Source organism: Chryseolinea serpens (assembly GCF_900129725.1).
In the GTDB taxonomy this organism is placed as follows: Bacteria; Bacteroidota; Bacteroidia; order Cytophagales; family Cyclobacteriaceae; genus Chryseolinea; species Chryseolinea serpens.
On sequence record NZ_FQWQ01000001.1, the window covers coordinates 487,163 to 513,425 of the forward strand.

Annotated in this window: 24 protein-coding genes; 10 read left to right on the forward strand and 14 right to left on the reverse strand. The window is 52.1% G+C overall.

Features of this window, described 5'->3' with window-relative positions:
• Window positions 1-97: 97 nt before the first annotated feature.
• The 6 genes from BUB30_RS01870 to rpsF form a co-directional block, all read right to left on the reverse strand.
• Entirely contained in the window at window positions 98-1,048 is a 951-nt protein-coding gene (locus BUB30_RS01870) for a transglutaminase family protein (protein ID WP_073130463.1), read from the reverse strand.
• Between the two features lie 16 nt (window positions 1,049-1,064).
• On the reverse strand, window positions 1,065-2,000 hold the full coding sequence (locus tag BUB30_RS01875) for an alpha-E domain-containing protein (RefSeq protein ID WP_073130465.1): 936 nt from the start codon (window positions 1,998-2,000) through the stop codon (window positions 1,065-1,067).
• A gap of 38 nt (window positions 2,001-2,038) precedes the next feature.
• Window positions 2,039-3,487: a circularly permuted type 2 ATP-grasp protein gene (locus BUB30_RS01880; RefSeq protein WP_073130469.1), complete on the reverse strand. Its 1,449-nt coding sequence runs from the start codon at window positions 3,485-3,487 to the stop codon at window positions 2,039-2,041.
• 208 nt (window positions 3,488-3,695) lie between these two features.
• On the reverse strand, window positions 3,696-4,139 hold the full coding sequence (rplI, locus tag BUB30_RS01885; RefSeq protein ID WP_073130471.1) for a 50S ribosomal protein L9: 444 nt from the start codon (window positions 4,137-4,139) through the stop codon (window positions 3,696-3,698).
• A gap of 26 nt (window positions 4,140-4,165) precedes the next feature.
• Window positions 4,166-4,417, reverse strand: a complete 252-nt coding sequence (rpsR, locus tag BUB30_RS01890; RefSeq protein WP_073130474.1) for a 30S ribosomal protein S18 — start codon at window positions 4,415-4,417, stop codon at window positions 4,166-4,168.
• Window positions 4,414-4,794, reverse strand: coding sequence for a 30S ribosomal protein S6 (gene rpsF / locus BUB30_RS01895; RefSeq protein WP_073130477.1), 381 nt, complete (start codon window positions 4,792-4,794; stop codon window positions 4,414-4,416). Before rpsF ends, rpsR begins: the two co-directional genes overlap by 4 nt.
• Window positions 4,795-5,222: 428 nt before the next feature.
• Between rpsF and BUB30_RS01900 the strand changes: the two genes are divergently transcribed.
• From BUB30_RS01900 to BUB30_RS01925, 6 genes are all read left to right on the forward strand, one after another.
• Window positions 5,223-5,429, forward strand: a complete 207-nt coding sequence (locus tag BUB30_RS01900) for a hypothetical protein (protein WP_073130479.1) — start codon at window positions 5,223-5,225, stop codon at window positions 5,427-5,429.
• Between the two features lie 152 nt (window positions 5,430-5,581).
• The gene (locus BUB30_RS01905; protein WP_073130482.1) at window positions 5,582-8,311 is read left to right on the forward strand and encodes a DUF1553 domain-containing protein; all 2,730 of its coding nucleotides are present in this window, start codon (window positions 5,582-5,584) and stop codon (window positions 8,309-8,311) included.
• Window positions 8,312-8,323: 12 nt separating this feature from the next.
• On the forward strand, window positions 8,324-9,802 hold the full coding sequence (locus BUB30_RS01910) for a DUF1501 domain-containing protein (protein WP_073130484.1): 1,479 nt from the start codon (window positions 8,324-8,326) through the stop codon (window positions 9,800-9,802).
• 88 nt (window positions 9,803-9,890) lie between these two features.
• Window positions 9,891-10,751 carry a sugar phosphate isomerase/epimerase family protein gene (locus BUB30_RS01915; protein ID WP_221408655.1) on the forward strand — a complete coding sequence of 287 codons (861 nt, stop codon included), beginning with the start codon at window positions 9,891-9,893 and terminating at the stop codon, window positions 10,749-10,751.
• Window positions 10,751-12,172: a c-type cytochrome domain-containing protein gene (locus BUB30_RS01920; RefSeq protein ID WP_073130490.1), complete on the forward strand. Its 1,422-nt coding sequence runs from the start codon at window positions 10,751-10,753 to the stop codon at window positions 12,170-12,172. Before BUB30_RS01915 ends, BUB30_RS01920 begins: the two co-directional genes overlap by 1 nt.
• Window positions 12,173-12,312: 140 nt before the next feature.
• Window positions 12,313-13,371, forward strand: coding sequence for a VOC family protein (locus BUB30_RS01925; RefSeq protein WP_073130493.1), 1,059 nt, complete (start codon window positions 12,313-12,315; stop codon window positions 13,369-13,371).
• Between the two features lie 34 nt (window positions 13,372-13,405).
• Here the strand turns inward: BUB30_RS01925 and BUB30_RS01930 are convergent, their stop codons facing one another.
• Genes BUB30_RS01930 through apaG form a run of 3 tightly spaced genes read right to left on the reverse strand, consistent with a single transcriptional unit; the run spans window position 13,406 to window position 15,560 of the window.
• Window positions 13,406-14,329: a chromosome segregation protein SMC gene (locus tag BUB30_RS01930; RefSeq protein WP_073130496.1), complete on the reverse strand. Its 924-nt coding sequence runs from the start codon at window positions 14,327-14,329 to the stop codon at window positions 13,406-13,408.
• A gap of 58 nt (window positions 14,330-14,387) precedes the next feature.
• Window positions 14,388-15,173 (reverse strand): O-methyltransferase, encoded by a 786-nt coding sequence (locus BUB30_RS01935; protein WP_084137846.1) that lies wholly within the window; start codon window positions 15,171-15,173, stop codon window positions 14,388-14,390.
• The gene (apaG, locus tag BUB30_RS01940; RefSeq protein WP_073130499.1) at window positions 15,174-15,560 is read right to left on the reverse strand and encodes a Co2+/Mg2+ efflux protein ApaG; all 387 of its coding nucleotides are present in this window, start codon (window positions 15,558-15,560) and stop codon (window positions 15,174-15,176) included.
• A gap of 161 nt (window positions 15,561-15,721) precedes the next feature.
• Here apaG and ung point away from each other — a divergent pair, with 161 nt between their 5' ends.
• Complete coding sequence (ung, locus tag BUB30_RS01945) at window positions 15,722-16,384, forward strand: uracil-DNA glycosylase (protein ID WP_073130502.1); 663 nt, start codon at window positions 15,722-15,724, stop codon at window positions 16,382-16,384.
• 292 nt (window positions 16,385-16,676) lie between these two features.
• Here ung and lepB read toward each other — a convergent pair whose 3' ends face one another.
• From lepB to BUB30_RS01970, 5 genes are all read right to left on the reverse strand, one after another.
• Entirely contained in the window at window positions 16,677-18,146 is a 1,470-nt protein-coding gene (gene lepB, locus BUB30_RS01950; protein WP_317044187.1) for a signal peptidase I, read from the reverse strand.
• A gap of 107 nt (window positions 18,147-18,253) precedes the next feature.
• Window positions 18,254-18,961: a 4-hydroxy-tetrahydrodipicolinate reductase gene (dapB, locus tag BUB30_RS01955; protein ID WP_073130504.1), complete on the reverse strand. Its 708-nt coding sequence runs from the start codon at window positions 18,959-18,961 to the stop codon at window positions 18,254-18,256.
• Window positions 18,962-19,238: 277 nt separating this feature from the next.
• On the reverse strand, window positions 19,239-19,838 hold the full coding sequence (locus tag BUB30_RS01960; RefSeq protein WP_073130507.1) for a DUF5683 domain-containing protein: 600 nt from the start codon (window positions 19,836-19,838) through the stop codon (window positions 19,239-19,241).
• Between the two features lie 21 nt (window positions 19,839-19,859).
• Window positions 19,860-20,807 carry a ParB/RepB/Spo0J family partition protein gene (locus BUB30_RS01965; RefSeq protein ID WP_073130533.1) on the reverse strand — a complete coding sequence of 316 codons (948 nt, stop codon included), beginning with the start codon at window positions 20,805-20,807 and terminating at the stop codon, window positions 19,860-19,862.
• Window positions 20,804-21,577 (reverse strand): ParA family protein, encoded by a 774-nt coding sequence (locus BUB30_RS01970; RefSeq protein ID WP_073130536.1) that lies wholly within the window; start codon window positions 21,575-21,577, stop codon window positions 20,804-20,806. The genes BUB30_RS01965 and BUB30_RS01970 overlap by 4 nt, the downstream gene beginning before the upstream one ends.
• A gap of 417 nt (window positions 21,578-21,994) precedes the next feature.
• On the opposite strand from BUB30_RS01970, the gene BUB30_RS01975 reads away from it, so the two are divergent.
• The 3 genes from BUB30_RS01975 to BUB30_RS01985 all read left to right on the forward strand — a co-directional run bounded on the left by BUB30_RS01975 (window position 21,995) and on the right by BUB30_RS01985 (window position 25,792).
• Window positions 21,995-22,378 (forward strand): VOC family protein, encoded by a 384-nt coding sequence (locus BUB30_RS01975; protein ID WP_073130538.1) that lies wholly within the window; start codon window positions 21,995-21,997, stop codon window positions 22,376-22,378.
• A 182-nt stretch (window positions 22,379-22,560) separates the two neighbouring features.
• Complete coding sequence (locus BUB30_RS01980; RefSeq protein WP_073130540.1) at window positions 22,561-23,595, forward strand: hypothetical protein; 1,035 nt, start codon at window positions 22,561-22,563, stop codon at window positions 23,593-23,595.
• Complete coding sequence (locus BUB30_RS01985; protein WP_073130543.1) at window positions 23,555-25,792, forward strand: hypothetical protein; 2,238 nt, start codon at window positions 23,555-23,557, stop codon at window positions 25,790-25,792. Before BUB30_RS01980 ends, BUB30_RS01985 begins: the two co-directional genes overlap by 41 nt.
• Window positions 25,793-26,263: the final 471 nt, after the last annotated feature.

Genomic DNA, 26,263 nt, shown 5'->3' on the forward strand with positions numbered 1-26,263 from the left:
CGCACCACTGAATTCTAACTACTGAATTCTAAAATTCTGGCTCCTGAATTTCTACTCCTGGCTACTGGCTCCTGGATTCTGGCTCCTGAACGCCGCGTCACTGTTGCATCTGCATCTCCTGATGTCTCCGGAACGAATTCCTCGACACCGAAGTCAGTGGCTCCTTCTGATTGATCTCAATCTCGCCATCCGCCGTTTGTCCATCTTCATACGCCACCGTCACCGCCACTTCCAGCGTGTGGTTCGATGAGCCTCGATAGGTTCCCTTGACGGGGGAGCAGTCGGAGAAATTTTTTCCCACGGCGAGTTTCACGTGCGTATCGGTTACTACCAAATTGTTGGTGGGGTCCAGCCCAAGCCATCCGTAGAAGGGGATGTAGGCTTCTACCCAGGCGTGGGTGGCGCCTTCGCCGCGCATGCCGTTTTTCTTGGGACAAATATAGCCGCTCACATAGCGGGCGGGGATGTCGATCAGGCGCAACATCACTAAGAGGAAATGGGCAAAGTCCTGGCAAACGCCCGAGCGCAGTTTCCATACTTCGTCCAGCGTGGTCTCTACGGTCGTGATGCCTTTTTTGTATTCGAACGTGCTGTACACGTACTCGCAAAAATGCTTGGCCGATGCCAGGGGTGAGCAATTCTTGCAACGCTCTTCTTCGATGATCAGGTTCACGTCCGGCAGCGCATCAAAACGCTCTTGTTTCAAAAAGTCGATCAACTCGGGGCGGTATTTCAGCTTGGCCAACTCTTCCCATTGGAGGTCTTGTGGAATGTTGTCGTCGGGCAACGGGCGTGCCGACAGCGCTACTACGATGCGTGAATCGATGACCAGTTCCGGGTGCGGACGGGCATGTGTAAACGTACCCACACTATTGCCGTAATAATCCCGGTACACGTCGACCACGGGATTACCCGTGATAAGGAGGGTCTGCTCGATTACATCCTGGTAGTCGTCCTGGATAGGGTAGAGCATGACCTGGTTGGCGCTGTCGCGCACGAGGCCTTCGTAGGTGTATTTGGTGATATGACGTATTTTGAATTTGGACATGGTCTTGGGTGTTAGATCAACTGTAGGCGAAATAATACTTGTTGAGGGTGCTGCCAATATCGTCAATTTCGGTGGTGATCTCGGTTAAATAATCGTGAAGACCGATCAGTGAAACGCTTTCCACGCTGGAGTACTGCACCTTGCTGCGCAGCTTTCCGATCATGAACTGCACTTTGGCATAACCTTCGGTGTTCTGCTCACTTTTCAACCGTTCGAAATATCGGTTCAATTGGTTCAGCGAATACAGCACCGATCGCGGGAAGTCTACGTTGAACAACACCTGGTCAATGATGTTGCGCGCTTCAAAGCCGGATTGGTAGCGTTTCAGATATAGCGAATAACCGGAGATCGACATCAATAAATATTTCCAATAGGCCGTGTCGGTTGGTTTGTCGACTTCGTTCGAAAAATTGCTCAGCTTCACATCGAGAATGTCGGCCGATTGTATGGCCCGCTCCATGTACTTGCCTACGTTCATAAAACAAAGTCCTTCGCCGCGGAACATGGTGATGTCGGTCACGCCGAAATAGATCATGCACTCCTTGATCAGTGAGTCGAGCACCGTCACCGGGTCTTCGTATTGAAGGGCATACCTCAGCCGTTCTTCCCGCACCACGTGATAGAACTCGTTGAGGCATTTCCACAATTCCGTGGTGATGTTGTCTTGCACACCGCGCGCATTTTCGCGGGCAATGGTCACCATGTTGAAAACCGAGTTGGGATTCTCGCGGTCCAGCACGATGTATTGCAGAATCTTGCGGCTGTTGTTGTCGATGGCCGCGGCCCCTTCATCGTCGAGGTTTCCAAAGATCCTCAACACAGGTTCCCAGCTAAAGTCTTCGGGACTGTCTTGCGAAGAGGCATAGTTTATTTTTAGCATCCGGAGAATGCTATCCGTGCGTTCCATATAACGCGACATCCAATATAGTGAATCAGCTACTCGGCTCAGCATGGTCGTTCGATCGTTCTTAAGTTAGTCATTGTCACGGATTATTTGGCCAGCACCCAGGTGTCCTTGCTGCCACCGCCCTGCGAGGAGTTCACCACGAGCGATCCCTCTTTCAAGGCCACGCGGGTTAGTCCTCCCGGCACGATCTCGATGCCATTGGGGCCGCACAACGCAAACGGGCGCAGATCGATGCGACGGGGCTGGGCCTTGCCGTTGATGTAGCAGGGTGCATTCGATAAACTAATGACGGGCTGCGCAATGAACTGACGCGGGGCTTTCAGGATCTCTTTCTTGTAGTCTTCGATCTCCGCTTCCGAAGCAGCATGTCCCATCAACATCCCATAGCCCCCGGACTCATTGGTTTTCTTCACCACCATTTTGTGAATGTTCTTCAACACATGCTCGCGCTCGTCGGGCTTGCCCAATTGATAGGTGGGAATGTTCTTCAGGATGGGTTCTTCGTTGAGATAGTAGCGGATCATTTCGGGCACGTACACATAGACGGCCTTGTCATCAGCCACCCCGTTGCCCACGGCATTGACGATGGCCACATTTCCTTTGCGATAGGCCGACAGAATTCCAGACACCCCCAGCACGCTGGTGGGATTGAATACGAGAGGATCGAGGTATTCGTCGTCCACCCGGCGGTAGATCACGTCTACCTGGCGCAGACCTGCCGTGGTCTTCATGTACACCTTGTGATTTTCCACCACCAGGTCGCGTCCCTCCACCAGTTCAATACCCATGAGGCGGGCGAGTGTGGTGTGTTCGAAATAAGCGGAGTTATAAATTCCCGGCGTGAGCAGCACCACGTTGGGAGAGGAGACCTGGCCGTGGCTCAGGGCCATGAGGTTGTTGTAAAGGATGTTGGGATACTGCGTAACCGGCCGCACGAAGTTTTGCGGGATAAGGTCCGGAAAGATGCGCTTGGTGATCTCCCGGTTCTCGATCATGTAGGAAACCCCGGAGGGTGTTCGCAAGTTGTCCTCCAACACATAGAACGTGCCGTCATAGTCGCGGATCAGGTCGATGCCGGCGATGTGGACGTAGATGTCGTGAGGAACGTTCACACCTTGCATCTCGCGGAGATAGTGCGGACACGAGTAAATCAGGTCGATCGGTACGATGCCGTCTTTAAGGCTGAATTGTTCGTGGTATACGTCCTTTAGAAAGAGGTTGAGCGCTCGCAACCGCTGTTTGATACCCCGCTCAATAAGGTCCCACTCAGAAGCCGTAATGATGCGGGGAATGATGTCGAAGGGAAAGATCTTCTCGATGCCCTCGCCGCTGGAGTAGACCGTGAAGGTGATGCCCTGGCTCATGAACAGCCCGCGGGCCAGTTCCTCCTTTTTGCTAAGCTCATCGGCGGGGATGCTGGAGAGGGAGTTGAAGACATTCTGATAGTGGGCGCGGACCCGTTCCTCATCGTACATTTCATCCCAGGTATTGCCAATCAGTGGGTACTTATGAAAGAGGTCGGTCGCGGTCATGCGTGGTCTTAGGTTAGGTTTGAACTAAAGTACCAACCGGAACTGCAATTTTGGAGGAAAGGGATTATAAATATTTACGCAAACGAATGATTCAGGAGAAATATTTAAAAACAGGGTTAAAAAACACCCTTCCTTCATGAAAAAATGCAAGCCAATAAAAAAGCCGCCTCATTTCTGAGGCGGCTTCCTGAAGAATAGCAGTGATCGATTACTCCGCTACCACTTTCACCTGGATGTCGTGCTTCACTTCTTTGTGAAGATCAAGCGTGGCAGTATACGTGCCAAGTTGCTTGGGAATCTCTTTCAGGTGAACTTTCTTGCGGTCGATATCGAAGCCTTTGGCTTTCAATACGTCGGCAATCTGGAGGGCCGTTACGGCACCGAAGATCTTTCCGCTTTCGCCGGCTTTCGTACCCACCTCGATGGTGAGGTCGCCAACTTTAGCAGCCAATGCTTCCGCATCTTGTTTGATCTTGGCAGCCTTATGGGCAGCCTGGCGCACGTTCTCGTTGATCAGTCTCTTATTGGAGTCGTTGGCAATAAGGGCAAAACCGTTGGGGATCAGGTAGTTGTTACCATATCCGGGTTTCACCTTCACGGTGTCGTTCTTATAGCCAAGTCCAGTTACGTCTTGTTTCAAAATTACTTCCATGTCGTTTTTCTTTAAGGGTTCAACGATTATTTCAATGAATCACCAACATACGGCAGGAGAGACAGGTGACGGGCGCGTTTTACGGCTTGTGCCACTTTCTTCTGGAACTTCAGGCTGGTGCCGGTCAGTCTCCGGGGAAGGATCTTGCCTTGTTCGTTGATAAACTTCAGGAGGAAGTCAGGATCTTTGTAGTCAATGTACTTGATCCCATTCTTTTTGAAGCGGCAGTATTTCGGTTTGATCTCTGCTCGCTTGATCGGTTCGTTCATCAATGTCATCGCGTAGTCTCCTCAGCTTTTTTTACGGGTTTCTTGTTCTCCTTGTTCTTGAATTCGCCCTTGCGGCGGCGTTCGTTGTACACCACGGCATGCTTGTCCAGCACCGTCGTTAAAAAGCGCATTACCGATTCGTCCCGTCTGTACTCTGTTTCCAGAGAGTTGATAGCGGTGGAAGGTGCCGAGAATTCGATGAGGTTGTAAAAGCCGGTTGACTTCTTGTTGATAGGATACGCTAACTTGCGAAGGCCCCATTGCTCATTATTGAGGATTTCGGCGTTAGCTTTCTTCAACACTTTCACGAATTTTTCGACAGTATCCTTTGCCTGTTCATCAGACAAAACGGGATTTAAAATGAATACCGTCTCGTAATTGTTCATGTTTACTGTTTTAGTTTTTGAGGTTGCAAAAGTAGGAAAAACAACCTGATTTTAAAACCTTCCGCCTAAAATTGATGAAGAAATCACCTCATAAACAGCCTCGAAGCTGCCGAAATAGGGATGTTTTGGGAATATTTGAAGATTTGGGAGAAAGTCTTAGATTCGTGTGTCCCTCGCAGTTTAAGACTTTTAACACCTGAGTCTTGCGTTTAAGCGATCAGCAAAAGGAACAAATTCGGTTCAACACCGAGATGATCAAATTGCTTGTTGTGTTACTTTTCGGAACAGTTGGCGGAGTGATTTCGTTTATACTGAAGGGTATCCACACAGGGAAGACGTCCTCTTTACCGCCGCGGGCATTTTGGTTGCAACAGTCTGTATAGTAATTGGTTATAGACAATTTCGTGCCACTCAAAAAATAATAAATAATGGAAATCCAGAGTGAACTTCTGACCAACATTTTTACGGTTGCCGTGGGCCTGATCCTCTTGGCCATCATTGGCCTCTTGGTTGCCTTCCTCGTCCATACCGTGCGCATGGAAAAGGCCGTAGATGAAAGCATCGCCCAGAAGAAGGCCGATAAGGGCCGCCAGCCCGCCCGCAAAGGGGCATCCCTGCTTGTGAAGCATTCCTGAAAGAGCCCGGCCTCACGGTCATTTTACCGTTTTCTTCAAGTCTCCCACCTTTTGTAAAATCTCACGGATAATCATTACTGGCCAGGACGCCATCTATAATCATTACGCGTATATTTCGCCATTCAAACGATTGAGTTTATTTTTGTTCTGGGATGAGATGGCGTAGCAAAATATTTTTCTCCGGGCCGCTTTTTTTGGCCATTCTTTGTGTCACCGCGTGCCGCGAAAAAAAGGTGGACTTCAGCACGCAGGTGAAGCCCATTCTAAACAAGCACTGCATCAGCTGTCATGGAGGCGTGAAGCGAAACGCCAACTTTAGCCTGTTGTTCCGAAGTGAGGCCCTGGATACCGCCGAGTCAGGCAAGACACCCATCATACCGGGTCACCCCGAACAAAGCGAATTTGTCCGCCGCATCACCTCGAACGACCCCGAAGTGCGCATGCCCTACAAAGAGCACCCGCTGAGCAAGGAAGATATCGAGACGCTGCGGCAATGGATCAAGGAAGGAGCGGAGTGGGGCGATCATTGGGCCTACATTGCGCCGAAGGCCACGGAAGTACCCAACCTGAAAGAAGCACAATCCGGATTTAGCGTCGACGTCGGGACGTGGGCAAAAAATGAAGTGGATCACTTCGTGCTGGATAAACTTGAAAAAGAAAAACTATCGCCCTCCCCGGAAGCTGATAAGGCCACGTTGATCCGTAGAGTTTACCTCGATCTCATCGGTTTGCCTCCAACACCGGAGCAGGCCTCGCGATTCATAAAAGACCCAAGCCCCAAAGCCTACGAGACGGTGGTGGACGAACTGCTGGCCTCGCCACAATTTGGTGAGAAGTGGGCATCGTGGTGGCTGGATATGGCCCGTTATTCCGACACCAAAGGATATGAGCGCGACGTGGGCCGTACCATCTGGCGCTATCGCGATTGGGTCATCAATGCCTTCAACAAAGACATGCCCTTCGACCAGTTCACCGTCGAGCAATTGGCTGGCGACCTGCTTCCTCATCCCACCGACGATCAACTGATCGCCACCGCCTTCCATCGCAACACGATGAACAACGACGAAGGAGGAACCGAAGATGAGGAGTTCAGGGTAGCCGCCCTGATCGACCGGGTGAGCACGACCTGGCAGGTGTGGCAAAGCACGACCATGGCCTGCGTTCAATGTCATACCCATCCTTACGATCCCTTTCTGCACGACGAATACTACAAGTCGATGGCGTTCTTCAACAATTCCCGCGACGAAGACACCGAAGGTGAGCATCCCAACCTGAGGACCTACACGCCGGAGGATCAACAAAAGCTGGAAACCATCCGCACCTGGGTAAAGAGTCATGCGGGTGCTGAAAAGGAAACGGAGATCACACGCTTCCTCAAAACGCTGGAACCCAAATACCATCCTCACGATTTCGATCAGTTTATCGATGGCGAACTCATCGACACCAAATGGCTTGGCATCCGCCCTGGCGGCAGCGCACGGCTGAAACAGATCCCGATGGATGGAAAGAAAAACCTCATCTTTAACTATTGGGCAGATGCCGAAGGCGGATCATTCGCGATCCACCAGGACAAACTCGACGGCCCTGTGATCGCATCGTATACACTAAAGAAAACAGCATCGGGAGTTCGTCAGGCGGTTGTGTTGCCGCTTCATGCGGCGCCCGGTAAACATGACTTGTATTTTGTTTTTCACAACCCGAAGATAAAACCCATGCAGTCCGTGTGTGCTATCGAGTGGTTTGCTTTCCGCGATGAACTCCCCGGCTCATCTGCTGAAATGCAGAACACCTTTATGCATTTGCTCAATGCTCCCGTTGAAAACACGCCGATCATGATCGAGAACAATGCCGAGCAACACCGGCAGACACGGGTGTTCGAGCGGGGTAATTGGCTGGTGAAAGGCAAAGAGGTGAAACCGGATGTGCCGACGGCATTGAATCCCTTCCCGAAAGATCAACCTTACAACCGCCTTGGCTTTGCGCATTGGTTGTTGGACAAGCAAAACCCGCTCACGGCGCGCACCATGGTGAACCGCTTCTGGGAGCAGATCTTTGGTGCGGGCATCGTGGAAACCCTGGAAGATTTCGGCACCCAAAGCGCTGCGCCAACCCACCAGGAACTGTTGGACTGGATGGCCCTCCGGTTCATGAACGAAGACCAGTGGAGCATGAAGAAACTCATAAAAACCATGGTGATGTCGGCAACTTACCGGCAAGACTCGCGACTCACGCCCGAATTGCTGGAGAAGGACCCCGGCAACCGCTGGCTGGCGCGTGGCCCACGCGTTAGATTGTCGTCGGAGCAAGTGCGCGACCAGGCGTTGTTTGCTGGCGGTATGCTGAGCAAGAAGATGTTCGGCAAAAGCGTGATGCCCTATCAACCCGATGGGATCTGGAGTTCGGTGTGGAGCGGGGAATATTGGAAGGAAAGCGAGGGCGAGGATCAGTATCGCCGTTCGGTATACACCTACATCAAACGCACCAGTCCCTATCCGTCGATGATGATGTTTGACGGTTCCAGCCGCGAGGTGTGCGTGATCCGCCGGATCCGCACCAACACGCCGTTGCAGGCTTTGGTTACGCTGAACGATTCCTCCTATGTAGTCGCTGCGCGTGGACTGGCTTTGCGTATGATGAAGGATCGAACCGACCCAAAAGACCAGATCAAAGCCGGGTATAGCATGATCCTGGTGAAGGATATGCCCGTGCAAAAGCTCACGGTGATGAACAGGCTTTATGATGAGGCGCTAAAGGAGTACCTCAAGAACAAAGACGCGGCCCGTAAATTGGCGGCCACGGCCAACGACTCACCACAGCTTGCCGCCATGACGGTGGTGGCCAACGCCATGCTAAACCTCGATGAAGTACTAACGAAAGAATGAAAACGGAAAACCATGGCTAACGTTCCTTTTGATATCGAGCAACTGAAAAATATTTCCAGGAGACACTTCCTCTGGGAGAGTGCCGCCGGTTTAGGAGCTGCAGCCTTGGGCACTTTCCTCGCAGGGTGTGACGCCCGGAATGCAGCACCCAAAAATCTGGCGACGGCCACTGACCCCATGTTGCCCAAGCCCTCTCATTTTCCCGGCAAGGCGAAGCGGGTCATCTATCTCCACATGGCAGGAGCGCCGTCACAGCTGGAGTTGTTCGACTTCAAACCCGAATTACAAAAACTCCACAATCAGCTCTGCCCGCCGTCGCTGCTCGAGGGAAAACGATTCGCATTTATTCGCGGTACACCTAAGATGCTGGGCCCTCAGGCCGACTTCAAGCAGCGTGGCCAGTCGGGTGCGTTCATCTCAGAGCATTTACCGCACTTCGCGAAGATGGCGGATGAGGTATCGTTTTTGAAAGGCGTGTATACCGATCAGTTCAATCACGCTCCCGCGCAATTATTCGTGCACACCGGCTCACCACGTTTGGGCCGACCCAGCATCGGCTCGTGGGTGACGTATGGATTGGGATCCGAGAACAATAACCTGCCCGGCTTTGTCGTGCTCACCTCTGGAGGTAAGACTCCAGATGCCGGCAAGAGCGTATGGGGGAGCGGCTTCCTGCCGTCGGTCTATCAGGGCGTGCAATGCCGCTCGGAAGGCGACCCAGTGCTGTTCCTCAGCGACCCGGAAGGGGTGGACCGCGCCCTGAAGAAGAAGACCATCGATGCCATTAACGAAGTGAACCGGCAGCACTTTCAGGAGTATAACGACCCCGAAACGCTTACGCGGATAGCGCAGTATGAAATGGCCTTCCGCATGCAGGTGTCGGTTCCTGAGGTCATGAACATCAATTCTGAACCTGAGTATATCCATCAACTGTACGGAACCACCCCAGGAAAGGCGTCTTTTGCCAACAACTGCCTGCTAGCCCGCAAGCTGGTGGAGCAGGATGTGCGGTTTGTGCAACTGTTCGACTGGGGGTGGGACAGCCACGGCACGGACGAGAACCTGGCCATCGACATCGGCTTCCGCAATAAATGCCGGGAGATCGATCGCGCCATGACGGCGTTACTGCTCGACTTGAAGCAACGCGGCCTCCTGGAAGAAACGCTGGTGGTTTGGGGTGGCGAATTTGGAAGAACACCGATGCAGGAGAATCGCGAGAACAAGAACAATCCTTTCCTGGGTCGCGACCATCATGTGGAAGCCTTCACCATGTGGATGGCCGGTGGTGGCATCAAGCAAGGCATGACGTGGGGAGAAACGGACGAGATCGGATATTATCCCATCAACGGCAAGGTCTCTGTGCACGATGTTCAGGCCACCATCCTCAATCAACTGGGCATGGATCATGAAAAGCTGACGTATCACTTCCAGGGAAGACCCTTCCGGCTCACCGATGTGGCGGGTAAAGTCATCTCAGAAATCATTGCTTGAAATCAACTTTGTATTAGCCCATTATAGAATGTCCTTAACACGTCGTAATTTTCTAGCGCTCAGCGCTTTATCCGGAACAACGCTTGCTATGAATCCATTAGAAACCTTGTCTAAACCTTTTGCTCACCACACGGCCGCGGCCGGTTTTGAATTGTTGATCTTCGCCACCAACTGGGGTTACACCGGAAGTTGGGATGAGTTTTGTGCCGCCATAAAAAAGGAAGGGTACGACGGTGCCGAAGCCTGGTATCCGCTGGATGCCGTCGAACGCAAAAGCTTTCTTGACGCATTTCAAAAACACAACCTGAAATATGGCTTTCTCGTGGGCGGGCAAGAAGCTGACTACCAAAAACATTTTCAGCAATTCAAAACCTCCCTGGAGCCTGCCGCCCTGGCAAACCCTGTGTACATCAACTGTCATTCGGGACGGGATCACTTTTCGTTTGAACAGAATAAAGCGTTCATCGACCTCACCACCGAGGTGAGCGAGCGCACGAAAGTGCCCATTTATCACGAGACACATCGTTCGCGCATTTTGTATGCCGCGCCCGTCGCGCGCCAATACATGGAGAAGATCGCCCCGCTGCGGATCACGCTTGACATTTCGCACTGGTGCAATGTGCATGAGTCGTTGCTTACCGACCAGGCAGAAACGGTAGCCCTGGCGTTGAGTCGTACCGGCCATATCCATGCCCGCGTAGGCCATGCGGAAGGGCCGCAGGTGAACGACCCGCGTGCGCCCGAGTGGAACGATGCCGTGAGCGCACACTTTGCCTGGTGGGATAAGGTCGTGGAAGCAAAGCGCAAAGAGGGCAAACGACTGACGATGCTCACGGAATTCGGTCCCATCGACTATATGCCGGCCTTGCCCTATACGCGCCAGGCACTGGCCAATCAATGGGAGATCAATGTACACATGTTGAAAACACTTCGCGCCCGCTACGCCTGATGCTTTGGTTGACACAAATTTTTGGAAGGCTTCATCCCATCCTTGTCCACCTGCCCATCGGCATTTTGTTTCTGGGTTTTCTGTTCGAGTGCCTCGGGTTTTACCCAGGCTTTAAAGGCCTGCGGAGAGCCGTGCAGCCCACGATCGTGTTGGGTACGGTGTCGGCCATTTTTTCGGCGCTAAGTGGCTATTTTCTTTCCCGCGAAGGCGGCTACGACGACCGGCTTGTCATGCTGCATCAGAACTTCGGCATTGCTACCGCGGTGTTTGCCACGGTGCTTTGTTTTGCACGGCAAAGTATCATCACACGTTTCCCCGAAAAGAAAAAAAGAAAACGTATCCGCATCCTCCTTTTCATGCCCTTGATCGTACTGGTCACTGTTACCGGGCATTTGGGTGGCTCGCTGACGCATGGCGAGGATTTTCTTTTGCCTCCCCCCGCAGCAACCGGCGACGATGCCACACCCGCGGTAAAAATCAAGTCCATCGAAGCAGCAGACAGCGCTGTGCTGTATGGCGATGTCATCGAGCCTATCCTGGAAGCCAAGTGCTACAGTTGTCATAGCGCCGCCAAGCAGAAGGGGCAACTGCGCCTGGATTCGGAAGAGTTCATCCGCAAGGGCGGCAAACACGGTGTGGTAGTGAAGACCGGAGTGGCCGACTCCAGCCTGCTTTATCGCCGGCTCATGCTTCCACTGGAGGATGAAAAGCATATGCCCCCCAATGAGAAATCACAACTCACTTCCTCCGAGATTGCCCTGGTGCAAGCCTGGATCGAAGAGGGATCCAGTTTTGACAAACGCGTCATGGCTTTTCGCCAGGTGGCGCGAATCAAAGGATTTATTTCGTCGCTGATCGCGCCTTCGCATACCAACGATGATATACCTACGGAAGAAGTTTCGCCTCCCGACGAAAGCGCGGTGCGAGCGTTGACCACGAAGGGCATCCTGGTGGTACCGGTAAGCGAAGAGAACCACTACCTCTCGGTGAGCTACGTCAACGATCGCAAAGTCAGTGATGCCGATCTTCGCGATTTACTTCCCCTGACAAAACAGATTGTTTGGCTGAACCTAGGCCGAACAAAAATCACAAACGAAGGCCTGAAGACGGTGGCCCAACTCACGAGCCTGCGCCAACTCCACCTGGAATATACAGCGATCGATGATGCAGGAGTGAAAGCCCTGTCGTCGCTTGAGCAATTGCGCTTGCTTAATCTGGTAGGTACAAACCTTCACGATGAAGGCCTGAACCATCTCGCGTCCCTAAAAAATCTTAAGAAACTTTTTATCTACAAGACTGCGGTTACACCCGCAGCGATCGGACAATTTTCCCAAAAAACAAAAAACGTTACATTGGATACAGGGAGCTATCAATTGCCGGTACTGTCTTCGGATTCGGTGGTTTACAAGCGAAAGAGTTAGGAATCCTGGATTCTGGCTCCTGGCTAGTTTGAACGAGCATGCAACTTATCGCTCCCTAAACCCATCTTCAAATCGGGTGACAATTTAGCTTACCCCGATAGGGATAGATTTATAAATTTTAGTTTAATTACCGTTCAATTATGGGCTATATCATTAGTGGGATTCAACAGGTCGGGATCGGTGTTCAGGACGCCGATGCGGCCTGGGCATGGTACAGGAAACATTTTGGGATGGATGTCCCGGTTTTTAAAGACAGTGCCACGGCGTCGTTGATGACGCGTTACACAGGTGACCGGGCGGAGGACCGCTATGCCATTCTCGCCATGAACATGCAAGGCGGCGGCGGTTTCGAGATCTGGCAATTTACCAGCCGCACCCCGCGCGAGCCCGAGGTGGAGCATTTTCTTGGCGACACGGGCGTCTTTGCCGTAAAACTTAAAACACAGGATATCGCTACGGCCTATCGCACCTTGAAAGCCAGTGGCGTGCACATCCTCAATAGCGTCCAGCAGTCACCCGACGGCCGGATGCACTTCTATGTGAAAGATCCCTTCAACAACCTGTTCGAGATCACGGAAAGCAAAAGCTGGTTCAAGAAGGCCAAGGCCATTACGGGCGGCGTGGCCGGCTGTGTGATCGGGGTGACGGATATCGACAAAGCCCTGAAGCTTTATCGCGACGTTCTTGGCTACACCGAGGTGCTTTATGACGGCCAAAAGAAATTCGAAGACTTTGAAGGTGTTCCCGGAGGTGAGAACGAATTCAGACGGGTGATCCTTCGCTCGAATAAGAACCGGATGGGTGCTTTCTGCAGGCTTCTGGGTGAGACCGAATTGGAATTGGTGGAGGTGAAGAACCGCGCCCCCCAAAAGATATTTCACGACCGTTATTGGGGTGACCTGGGCTACATCCACATCTGCTTTGACATCAATGGCATGGAGCAACTCGCCGACCGTTGCCAACAAGCCAACTTCAGCTTCACGGTCGACAGCCGCGACTCGTTCGATATGGGCAAAGCAGCAGGCCATTTCTCATACTGTGAGGATCCCGACGGCACGCTCATCGAATTTGTGGAGACCCACAAAATTCCTATCGTCGAAAAGATTGGATGGTATCTCAACATCCGCCACCGCGATCCGGGCAAGCCATTGCCGGATTGGATGTTGGGCATGCTGGCGCTAAACCGGGTGAAGGACTAACACCCGGTCTTCCAGAATTAAAAATTTATTCTTCCTACTTTACGGTGAATTGCCCGCTGCCCATCAGGTAGTCGTCGGTATATACTTCGAGCTTGTAGGTACCGGAAGCATATTCCGATCCTTTGTCATAGAGGAACGACAGCTTTTGTTTCGTGTTGTCGAAGAGCACGTCTTGTGACTCCGTGTAGAACTCTTCCTTGCCGTTGAACAGGAAGGTTCCCGAGCCGCGGGCTACATCAAAAAGCACCTGGCCGTTCTCGTCCACAATGCGGATCATGATCTTCTTGCCTTCGATGGGAGCCACTTTGTTTTCGGCGATGTTGAACTCCACTTTCAGCTTTCCAACCTGGCGGCTCTTGAAAGGTGACTCGCGCTCCTTGCCGCGATCGGACAGGGCGACGATGTGCACATTTTCCACTTTCAATTGGGATGCGATGGCAACTTTATCGGCCAGTTCATCTTTGGTTTGGCTGAGGCGGTTTATCGAATCGCCCAGTTGGTTCTTCTGGGTTTTGAGCGAGGTGTTCTCGGTGAGCAGTTCTTTATTGACAGACTTCAGCTTGGTGATCTCCTCGTCCTTGATCTTCAACAATGTTTCATAGCCTTCCACTTTGTCTTTGAGGGCTTTGATCTCTTTGCCCGTGGCGCGCTTGGAGCGTTTCAGTTCGGCCTCGACCTCGCCTTTGGCTTTGAGCAGGTCCGACACGTCGCCTCCCAGCTTTTGCACCTCGGCGATCTTGGTATCCAGCTCGGCTTTGATCTCGCTCATGCGTTGCATGGTGGTGGCCAGCTCCTGTTCTGTCGACGTGAGGTCGGTTTTGATCTCTTGCTTTTCCTGGGAGTCGAGGTAGATCTTTACGCCTTGCACGACGATCACCAGGGAAAGGAGGGCGATGATGATGGCGTTCTTATTACTTTTCTTCGGAGCCTCGACAGGCTCTGGATTGAATTCGCTCATAGCTGTGGATATATGGAATGATGGCAAAAATAGGACTTCTCGCCATGCAATTCAATGGCTAATACTGTAAAACAACGTGTTGTTTGTTCAGCGATGGGTCAAAGAACACCAGTCCGCACCGGAACAGATCGGCCGTGGCATAGACCAGCGGGTGCTGTTGGATGGCTTTCCAGGCGCTGGCCATCTCGGCCGAGTGGTGGATGTCGTCGATGACCATGACGGTGCGCGGGTGCACTTTCATGGCGAGCGCCTCGAAGTATTGCTGGGTTGGGATGAGCCGGTGATTGGCGTCCAGGAGTGCGAAGTCGATCGACTTTATGTCTTCCAGGAAGCGCGACAGGGTTTGGTCGATATTGCCCCGCACCAACTGGATGCCCGTGGCACCCGCGGCGTCGAAGCTGGCCTGGGCGATGTCGGCAATGGCGTTCACACCCTCGAATGTATAGATGGTTCCCTGATTATACCGGGCCAGATAAATCGTGTTGATCCCGAAGGAAGTGCCCAGTTCGACCACGTTGTGGCAGCGGAAAGCCTTGATGATGCGCGCATACAATTTTGAGTAGCGGACCGGACTGGTGCTGGTGCGGGCAATGTCGCGAATCGATCTTTGATTGCCAGAGAGCACCGACGAGGAGGCGCCTAAGTCTGCGGCAGCGATGGCGCGGCGATCGGACAGGAGGGTTTGCCGGACCTTTTCGGCCTTGTCAAAATCAGCATCCTTTTGCCTGGGGCGGATGACCTGCGTGTAAAAATCGTAAAAGAAAGGAGAGTGTAAGGAATGTTCGCCGACGGCATCCAGCCAATAGGTGAAATACGATTGAACTTGAAAGAAAGTGTTTGCCACTCAGTTGAGTCGGAGTGGGGCAACCATGGTGAACTCAGGAATGTTGACCTGCATGGTGGTGCCGTCCACCACGCGTTCCATCAGGTAGGTGCCTACCATTTTGCCAATGCCCGATTTGAGGTTGCAGCCGGAAACGTATTGGTGTGCCTGGCCGGGCTCGAGCACGGGTTGCTGGCCTACCACACCTTCGCCTTCCACTTCGCGTTGGGTGAAGCCGGCGTCAAAGATATGCCAGTGTCTGCGGAGGAGTTGGATGGTGTATTCGCTGTGGTTTTCGATGGTAATGCGGTAGGTAAACACGTAGTGGTATTGGCTCGGGCTGGAATATGCCGGCTGGTATTCCGTCTCTACACTTACCTTGATCCCTTGAGTGATTTCCGTTACCATACGGTTCAAAAATATTAATTTTTTACAATTCCCGTCACGAAGGTTTTTATTTCCTATCAAAATACTGGAAATCAGTCGATTAAATATCAATTTTCCACGATTATTTTCCCTTCCCCGGGCGGCTTTTTGTGCTTTTGGCGAATGCCATTAGTTTTGAATCTATGGATGTTAAAATTGCACCAAGCTGGAAAAGCAAGCTTGTTCCCGAATTTGAGAAGCCGTATTTCCAGCAACTCATTGAATTTGTAAAACAGGAATACAAAACACAGACAGTCTATCCGCCGGGCAAGGAGATCTTCCGCTCCTTCGACTGTAGCGACTTCGAGAATGTACGCGTGGTCATCATCGGCCAAGATCCTTATCACGGTCCAGGTCAGGCCAACGGGCTCTGCTTTTCCGTGCGCGACGGTGTGCGTATGCCCCCCTCGTTGGTCAACATCTTCAAAGAGATCAAGCAAGACCTGGGCAAACCCATTCCCGCCTCGGGCGACCTGGAGCGTTGGGCGGTGCAAGGCGTACTGCTCCTCAATGCCACCCTGACGGTGCGTGCAGCCTCACCGGGATCGCATCAAAACAAGGGGTGGGAGATCTTTACCGATGCCGTCATCAAAAAAATATCCGACGAGAAAGAAAACGTCGTGTTCCTCCTTTGGGGCGCTTATGCCCAAAAGAAAGGGGAGATCATTGATCGTAACAAACATCTCGTTTTAATGTCGGCCCATCCGTCGCCATTCTCCGCGGATAGGGGGTTCTTTGGGAATAAGCATTTTAGTAAGGCGAATGAGTATTTAAAGCGGAAGGGGATTAAGGAGATTGAGTGGTGAGGGGGGTGAGCTACGATTCGGGGGAGGATGGTGTGGGATTCACACTATAAGATGGCGAAAATGGAATGTGATGGCAGCCATGGGGATGGGCGCATGAGGGGTGTTGGCTTGTTTGTGTGTTGGGTCAAAAACCTTTGTTGGTGGGACACCAACAAAGGGGTATCGGGCTGGAAAGATATTGTGTCAAGCATTCAGTGAGGGTGGCCAAACTTGTACGACTAGCAATTGAAATTCTAGCTCATGACGAGAAAAAGATTATGGCTCCTGGCTCCTGAATTCTGGCTCCTGATATTTATCGAATAAGATTAAAGAACCTGCTCCACCGTATTTTGTGAAAGAAGTCGGCGTTCCGGTCGATCGAGAGCCAGATGAAGAATGCTTTTCCGACGATGTGGTCCTCGGGTACAAAGCCCCAGAAGCGTGAGTCGAGGGAGTTGTGGCGGTTGTCGCCCATCATGAAGTAGTAGTCTTGTTTGAAGGTGTATTCGGTCACTTCCTTGCCGTCGATGTATAGGCGGCCGTTTTCGATCTTGACGTCCTTGTTGTGGTCGTACATTTTGATGGTGGGACCGTAGAAGGTGAGCGTCGAGTCATTGATGGGAATGGTGCCGCCTTTTTTGGGAACCCAGAGCGGGCCGAAGTTGTCGGTTACCCAATGGGAGTATCTTTTTTCCGATGTGCTGGGCACCTCGTAATAGCGGGAGTAGGGGATCTGTCCTTCTACTTCATTTTTGTTCTCTAAGACCACCGATTTGATGTAGGACAGTTTCTTCAGCGCGTCGGCTCTTTCCTTGGTGAGGAACATGAGGTAGTAGAATTTGCCATTCTGCTGGCCACCGCCCTGGGCGTCTTCGGGGCCGAGGCCGAGCGCGCGCAGGTTGCGCTCATTGATGGGGTTATCGGAGGTCACCACATAGCTATACTGCATTTCGGGAGGATTGGGCAAGGGTTCGCCATTGGTATATACTTGCTTATCCTGGATGAACAACGTATCGCCGGGCACGGCCACGCAGCGTTTGATGTAGTTCGTTTTGAGATCGACCGGGTAGTCGACATCATCATTAAGGCCGCGGGGTGGGACGTTGAAGACCACGACATCGCCGCGCTTCACATGGGAGAGGCCGGGCAATCTGTATTGCGGCAGCTTGATCCATTCCACATACGAGGGAATGTTCGTGAACCATATTTTTTGGTGTGTCAGCGGAACCTGTAGCGGTGTGGTGGTAGTTCGTGTGCCGTAGTGGAATTTGCTTACAAAAAGGAAGTCGCCAACCAGCAAGGAGTTCTCCATCGAAGGCGTGGGAATCGTGTAGGCCTCCATGATGAGCCAGCGGATGAGGGTGGCGGCGATCACGGCAAAGCCGATGGCTTCGGTCCATTCCTGGCGAACCGATTTTTTGCCTTCTTCCTTCTTCGGGGCCGTGTAAACGACGTCTTTCTTGAAGCCCAGGTAGGGGAAGTAGAGGAAGGGGAAGATGGCGGCCGCGATGTAGTCGATGAGGCTATTCTTGCCATAGCACTTCACAAAATCTATGAGCAGGCCGATCATAATGACCTGGCCAATGACGGGGATGAAAAGGTAGAAGATCCAGGACCACGGCCGGCCGGCAAGCTTCAGGATGACGACCAGGTTATAGACGGGTACAAGCCCCTTCCAGCCGGCCTCGCCTGCTTTTTCGAACATCTTGTAAAGGCCGATAAAAGTGGGAATTAAAAAGAGGAGGGTGCCAATGAGTAACGCTAAACCTCGAGAATCTTGCATCAGTTTGAATTTAAAGCCTGCAAATAAAATGAAAATAATTGACCTATAAATAGGTCGCCGGGCCGGCGCCATAATTTCAGGTGCCAGACGGGCTTATTTTGAAAAAATCAGAATTTCAGGAAATCGTCCATGGTCAGCACCCCTTTTTTGTCTTTTGCCCATTCGGCCACCATCACGGCGCCCAGGGCAAAACCCTCGCGGGAGTGTGCGATATGCTTGATCTCAATATCGTCGATGGCCGACTCGTATTTCACCACGTGCGTTCCCGGCACCTGGTCGATGCGGAACGATTCGATGTAGAGGTCGCCTTTGTTGGTGCTTTCGCGGTTCACCCATTTTTTCTTGCGCTCCACATTCTTCAGCACACCCTCGGCCAGCGTGATGGCCGTGCCACTGGGGGCGTCTCTCTTCTCGGTATGATGCACCTCGTCCATGCGGACGTCGTATTGCGGAAAGCCGTTCATGATGCGGGCCAGGAACTCATTTACTTTAAAGAAAATGTTCACTCCCAGACTGTAGTTGGAGGCATAAAAGAAGGTGCCATCCTGCTGTTTGCAGAGACTCTCTACTTCGGCCCGGCGTTCAAGCCACCCGGTGGTGCCGCACACGACCGGAAGCTGGCGAGACAAACATTTGCGAATGTTGTCGAAAGCCGCATCGGGATGCGAGAACTCGATAGCGACGTCGGCTTTGGTGCTGTCAAATTCGTGGCGGTTGTCTACGTCGATCTTTGCGGCGATCTCGTGGCCACGTTCCAGGGCAATGCGCTCGATGATCTTACCCATTTTCCCATAGCCCAGCAGGATGATTTTCATACGTTAAAAAATAGATTCAGGCAAAAATGCATTTTTTATTGGATTGGGCAATTAAGGGGGCGCGTGGGGTGCTGGTTTTGTTCGTGTGCGGGGTCAAAAAACTTGTTGGTGGGACACCAACAAAGGGGCGTCGGCTGGAAACATATGGTGTCAAGCATTCAGAGCGTGCGGCCAACTTGTATTACTAGCAATTGAAATTTTAACTCATGGCTCCAGGTCTGAAAACCGAGAGAAAGATTCTGGCTCCTGGATGCCGAGAAAGGACTCTGGCTCCTGCTTAGAATTTTACCAGAAACGTCACCCCCGACGTTCGCCCAATAAGTGCGTTTTGCTCCACAGAGGGTTGCCAGGTGACTTTCAAGGAGGGATTGAGGTCGAATTCCTTTAAGTGCGCATCGACCAGGGCGTCGATCATTTGAAGGATATAGACCCCGCCGGCGATGACGATCATGAAGTCGCGTTGGCGGCGATATTGGTCCACCGCATTGCGATAGGTGGAGGTGGTGTGGGTATCGCCGGGGCGGATTTCACTGTCGCCCTCATAGCCCATGTTGAGGTTGGTGAACAGTTCGTTCTTGTATTTGATGTAGCCGGTTTGGTAGAAGTTGATGGCGTAGCCCAGGGCGTAGAAGCCGCCATAGACCAGGGGAAGTTTCCAGTATTTCTTATTGTAGATCTGCCCCAGACCGGGGACTACCGCGGCATAGAGCAGGGCTTTGCGCGGGTTGTAACGGGAGGCATAGGTCTTTAGGAGTACGGTATCCTGGCTTTCGACGATCAGGCTATCGCTCTCGTGGTCGACCGCCAGGGAATCTTGAGCCGTAGTTTTTGTGAGGGCCAGGCATGCCAGGACCAGCAGGACGAGGTATTTCTTCATTTCACGCTTTGGATGCGCAAGTTAGGAATACATCTTGAGGATGTCCAATATCCGGTTCAGATCCTCGACCGAGAGGAAGGGAATGCGGATATCGCCTTTCTTGCCATCGCTCTTCACAACAACTCGAGTGCCAAAGTGTGACGACAGGCGGGTCTGGAGCTGTGCTATTTCGCGGGAGGCCGGGGCGGAAGCGGCGGTGTCGGTTGGCGTGGATTTGGAGGACGACCGTTGTGAGAGGTCACGCACCAGCTCTTCCACTTTGCGCACGGACAAGTCTTCGTTGACGGCCTGCTTGAAGATGTAGAGCTGTTGGTCGGCGTTCTCGACGTTGATAATGGCGCGGGCGTGACCCATCGACAACCTGTTGTCGCGTACGGCGATCTGGATGTCGGGGGGCAACTTGAGCAGGCGCAGGTAGTTGGTTACAGTAGTGCGGTTCTTACCAACGCGTTCGCCGAGTTCCTCCTGTTTGAGGCTACACTCGGTCATCAGCCGCTGATAGCTGAGGGCAATTTCTATGGCGTTGAGGTTTTCGCGCTGGATGTTTTCGATGAGGGCCATCTCCAGCATTTGCTGGTCGTTGGCCGAGCGGATATAGGCCGGGATGGTCTCGAGACCCGCCAGTTTGGAGGCCTGAAAACGACGCTCGCCCGAGATCAACTGGTATTGGTGGTCCGACAGCCGCCGCACCGTGATAGGCTGGATGATGCCGTGCACGGTGATGGATTCGGCCAGCTCCAGCAAGGCTTCCTGGTCGAAATGCGTGCGGGGTTGGAAGGGGTTCACTTCAATCTCCGCCACCGGTATTTCCGTCATGCCGCTGGTGGGGATGGCCGGTGCTGCCTGGGCGTGCGCTGTTTCGGGCGCTTCCAGGTTCACGGGTATGCTATCGACCTCCAGCCGTTCGTCTGTGGGGCTGTCGCTCAGCAAAGCGCTTAAGCCCCTTCCTAATGCTTTCTTTTTGCTCATTTCGACATTCCGTTTTTATCCAGCACCTCGTGTGCCAGATTGAGGTAGCTAATGGCTCCTTTGCTTTCGGCATCGTGAACGATGACGGGCAACCCAAAGCTGGGCGACTCGCTGAGTTTCACGTTGCGGGGGATGATGGTTTTAAACGTCATTTTGGAAAAATGTGTTCTCACCTCTTCCACCACTTGGTTGCCCAGGCTGGTACGCGAATCATATAACGTTAATAAGATGCCTTCTATTTCAAGCCGCGGGTTCAGGCGCGTCTGGATGATCTTGATGGTGTTCAGCAACTTGCCCAATCCTTCGAGGGCGAAGTACTCGCACTGCACGGGAATGATAACGGAGTCGGCAGCCGTCAACGCGTTGATGGTGATGAGACCCAGGGACGGCGAGCAGTCGATGATGATGAAGTCGTACTCATCTTTCACCTTGCCCAATGCGTCGCGCATCTTTTCTTCGCGGCGTTCGATGCTGACCATTTCCACCTCGGCACCGACCAGGTCGATGTGGGAGGGAAGCACGTCCAGGAACTTGAGGTCGTTCTTCACGATGGCGTCTTTTGGATTTACGCCATCGACCATACACTCATAGATGCCCTGGCTGATGTCCTTCGGATTCAGGCCGAGACCTGAAGTTGAATTGGCCTGCGGGTCGGCGTCCACCAGCAATGTTTTACATTCCAGTACTGCCAGACTTGCCGCGAGATTGATAGCTGAAGTGGTTTTACCGACTCCCCCTTTTTGATTTGCTATCGCAATGATTTTTCCCATTTACTTTTGTTGACGGTTTAAAAAATAAAAAATCCGGTCTGAGGGAAAGGCCGGGCTGCAAATATATGCGAAAACTCAAGCGATCGTGGAACGTCGTGGAACAGGTTATCCACAATCGGTGCACAAATCAGGCGGTTTTCCGGGGATAAAATGGGGGTTTTGGTGCGAGGTGAATTGCGGTGTATGTGTATAGGGGTCTGGTTATGAGGGTGCTAAGTTTGTTCATCTCTTGCCGACAAAACTTGGCGGGTCGGATGCCATGCCGCGAGCACTCCGGAGACGCAAGGTAGCGGCGGCGGTGGTTTCGCGTCAGGCCCGGGCACCGTTTTTCGATTACCCTGCGACGCCGAAAGCGGTGTTCAGCCACTGGATATTTCCATCGAACGAGGCTATCTTCGTCAGCAACTTTCTTCCTCCATGCATAAAACGCTGACCTATGGTCTGACTCACCTGGCTGTGACGGTTGTTGACCTCGCCCGCACGAGGGATTTTTATTGCGCAGTCTTTGACATGGAAGTGATGTATGATGATCCTGGATTCCTTCAGCTCGCCACGCCGGGGTGTCATGACATCTTGGTCTTTGAACCCGGCCCGGCAAAGATGGCGGGTGTGGTGGGAGGCATCGCGCATTTCGGTTTTCGATTGCGGGAGGCGAGTGAGATGGGTGTGGTGCGCGACAAGATTCTGAAGGCTGGAGGTGTGATAGAGGACGAGGGCGAATTTGTGCCGGGGTCGCCGTATATATTTTTTAAGGATCCGGATGGGTATGTGGTGGAGGTTTGGTTTGAGATGTTGGCTTGACCACGGTATGGCGTGAGCTGAAGGGTGTGGCTCGATGCTGACTTTTGTTGGTGGGACACCAACAAAAGGGCTTGGGGTGGTCTTTGAGGACATTGTTGAGATGAAGTTTTCAACTCACCGGTGGCTTGTTTTCTGGGAAATTATATTTGTTGTATTTACGCCAAACCCCCATGCGTATTCCTATGCAACTTCGATCGTTAGGTAGATCTTTCCTGTTGCACGGCGTGCTCGGGTGGATCATTGTGTTTCAATTGGCTTCTTGCCAGCAATCGAAACCTTCTGTTTCCTTCTATTATTGGAAGACCGTGTTTGACCTTTCGCCGGAGGAGCGCGCAGTGTTAAAGGCAAATCATGTGAAGCGGTTGTATGTGCGCTATTTCGATGTGGAGTTGTCGGAGGGAAAGGCCATGCCGAGATCGCCGGTGAGCTTTGCGGGCAAACCCGAGGGCTGGGAAGTAGTGCCGGTAATTTATGTAAAGAATGAAGTGATGCTATCCAAGACGTTGGATATAGCTGACTTGGCAAAAAAAGTGATGACGCTTGTGGGTTCGATCAATACCCACGAAGGCCTTGCTGCTGCTGCCGAGATCCAGGTGGATTGTGACTGGTCGCTCGAAAGCAAGGAGACGTATTTCAAATTTATTGAGGCCTTGAAAGCAGCCGGCGTCAAGACCATTTCGGCTACCATACGCCTGCACCAGGTGAAGTATGTAAAGACAACCGGCATGCCACCGGTCGACCGGGGTGTGTTGATGTTCTATAATATGGGACATATCGCCGCCGATTCGTCGAACTCCATTTACGAGCGCGCGACGGCCGCGCGCTATACACAAAATCTCCATGACTACCCTTTAAAGCTTGACGTGGCGTTGCCCATGTTCTCCTGGGGGTTGCACATTCGCGGCAGCAAAGTGATCGGACTTTTAACGAAAGTGGACGACAATGTCTTTCTTCGCGACCCGAACTTTAAAATGAAAGCGGCACCATTTTTTGAAGTGACTCACAATGTGCTTAAACTTGACCATTATTTTGAACAGGGCGACCGCATCAAAATTGAGACGGTGACAACGACCGACCTCAGCGAAATGGCCAGCGACCTGTCGGGCGAGTTGCCAGCAACACCGGGCGAGATCATTTTTTACGACCTGGACAACTTTAATCTGAAACACTACCGTCATGAAGACGACTTCTACGAAAAAATTAGCAGCGCTTTTTAGCCTGGCTATCCTGGGATTTTATGGCATGGTGATCGCCTGCGCCGATATGGATTGGGGCTATGACTACGATTCGAGCTTTACCCCCGAAGTGTATGTGGACGCGTCGTACGCGCCACTTTTCTTTGCGCCCCGGGATGTGTTCTATGACATCGTCTTTGAAGACAAATACACCACGCGCTTTAACGACGCGCTGGTGGCCGATTGGGTCACGTATCTGAAAGGCAGCCCATTAACCGATGTTCAGATCAGCACATTGCTACTGAATGACGCAAAGACCACCGGCATCAACGATGCTTACAATGCGCTCCAAAAAAAGCAAACTTTACCGGCTAGCCTTGCCGCAGCGGGCTCCCATGAAAAGGCGAAGAGCTTTGTTGAATTTCTCTATCACGCCAAAGTGATCGAGGCTGCCAGCACCACCTCCATTGATTCCTGGAATTATGAGGAGCACAAATCCAATCCCGCCAATGCCGTCACCACCGCGCAGATGGAGAAGCTTTTCACCCAGACCACCGATCCGTTTCTAAAAAACCGCTACTGGTTCCAGGCCATGAAAGGATATTTCTACGGTCTCGACAAACAGAAAGTCGTGGCGTTCTTTGATAAGACAAAGGCATCCGTGCCCCGGAACACGCTTTACTACAGAGGGTTGAGCTATGTGGCGGGAGCGTATTACAGTCGCAAGGACTATGCGACCTCCAACTACTTATACAGCGTGGTGTTCGATCAATGCCCGGCGCTGCGCACGGTGACGGCCTATAACTTCCATCCACAAGAACAAAAAGATTTCGACGCCTCACTGGCGCTGGCCAAGACACCCGGCGAGAAGGCTGCGCTCTGGGCATTGCTGGGCTACTATGCCGACGAGAAAACTGCCATCAAAGAGATCTATAAACTGAATCCCGCCAGCCCTCACCTGGATTTTCTCCTTACGCGTCTGGTGAATAAAGCAGAGGTGAAGTTGAACGAGACCGCCTTCACGTCGGCCGCGGATTACCGCCGCATGCTGAAGGAGCGATCGGACAAAGATGCCTTGCAACTGGTGACCACCGTGGCAAACGAGGGGAAGACCGCAAAGCCCTACTTGTGGCAGCTCGCTGCGGGATATCTCAACGTGCTAGCCGATAACCATGCCGTTGCCACTATTTTTTTTGACAAAGCCGACAAGGCCAGTCCTAAGACCGATCTCGCCAGGCAACAACTGCAGTTGCTGAAATTGATCAACACACTGAGTGGCATCGACCGCCTGGATGCCAACACGGAAACGGCGATATTCCCCGACCTGATCTGGCTCTACAACATGCTCCCGAAAGGGCAGCAAAGCGCATTCCGCTATCACCACGCCGCGGAGTGGAGCAGGCGTTACATCTCCTCGCTCTACCAAAACCAGCAGAACCCGGTAATGGCCGAGCTCTTCAACCGCCAGGATAAATTTTATCAGACGCCGGCAAACCTGGAAACCATGAAAGCTTTCCTGCAGAAGCCCGGCAAGTCTTCCTGGGAACAGCTTGCCATGGGATTATATCCGATCACACTATCCGACGTTTTTGAATACCAGGCTGTGACGAGCGCCTATGCGGGAAAGATGGATGCCGCCATCGCGTTTATGGAGCAATCGCCAAACGGGAAGGATACAGAATTGTTGGGCAATCCGTTTAACGGCAAGATCAAAGATTGTCATGATTGCGACCATGAAGCCACCCAGAAGGTGAAATACACAAAGCTTACCTTTTTAAAGAAGCTGAAGGAGATGCTGACCTTTATTGAGATAAAACAGGATGTTTATAACAACAGCTTATTGGTAGCCAATGCCTACTACAACATGACGTACTTTGGCAATGCCCGCGTGTTCTACTATGGTGCCATTATGGATCAATACGGCAACTACATCGCCCCGGCTTATCAGTCGCAGCTCCTCAGCTGTGCGCCGGCGCGTCAATACTATCAAAAAGCATTCGATGCTGCCACAACGCCTGAACAAAAGGCCAAATGTCAGTATATGTTGGCCAAGTGTGATCGCAATGATTTTTACACGAACCGCTACCACGCGAAACCGGATTTCTATGGTGACACCGATGTGGATTTTAAAGCTTGGGATGGATTTAAGAAACTAAAAGGGGAGTATGCGAGCACGAGTTATTATAAAGAAGTAATTAAAGAGTGTGGATACTTCAGGAAGTATTTGGGCATGGAGTAGTGAAGCGTACACGGCTATTCGCTTTTCAGGGATTTTGCTGGATTGGCCAACGCAGCTTTAATGGCTTGCGTGCTCACGGTGATCAATGCAATTCCTATTGCAAACAAACCTGCGGAAATAATAGAACCAATTCTTCGAATTCTCCCAGATAATGTCGCTTCATGTCAATGGGTTATTATTTCTATTTTTGCTGAACAAATACTCTGCCAGATAGATTGCTTCGATTTTAAGGCCCTCCGGCGCACAATGGTTAGCAACTTCCGAGGGTGATCGTCCGGTAGGGGACAGAATTGTGCGATTAGGGGATTCGTTGAGGGAGTCAGTCGGTGGGATGAAATGTTAAACGGCAAGAATCCCAAAAGACAAGGTTGCCTTCTCTCTATAAGTCGAGGTGCTCCACGACATCTAATTTTACAAGTATTACCGGAGTGTCGCAAACCGCCTGACTATTGACGCAGCCAGCCCTGGGGT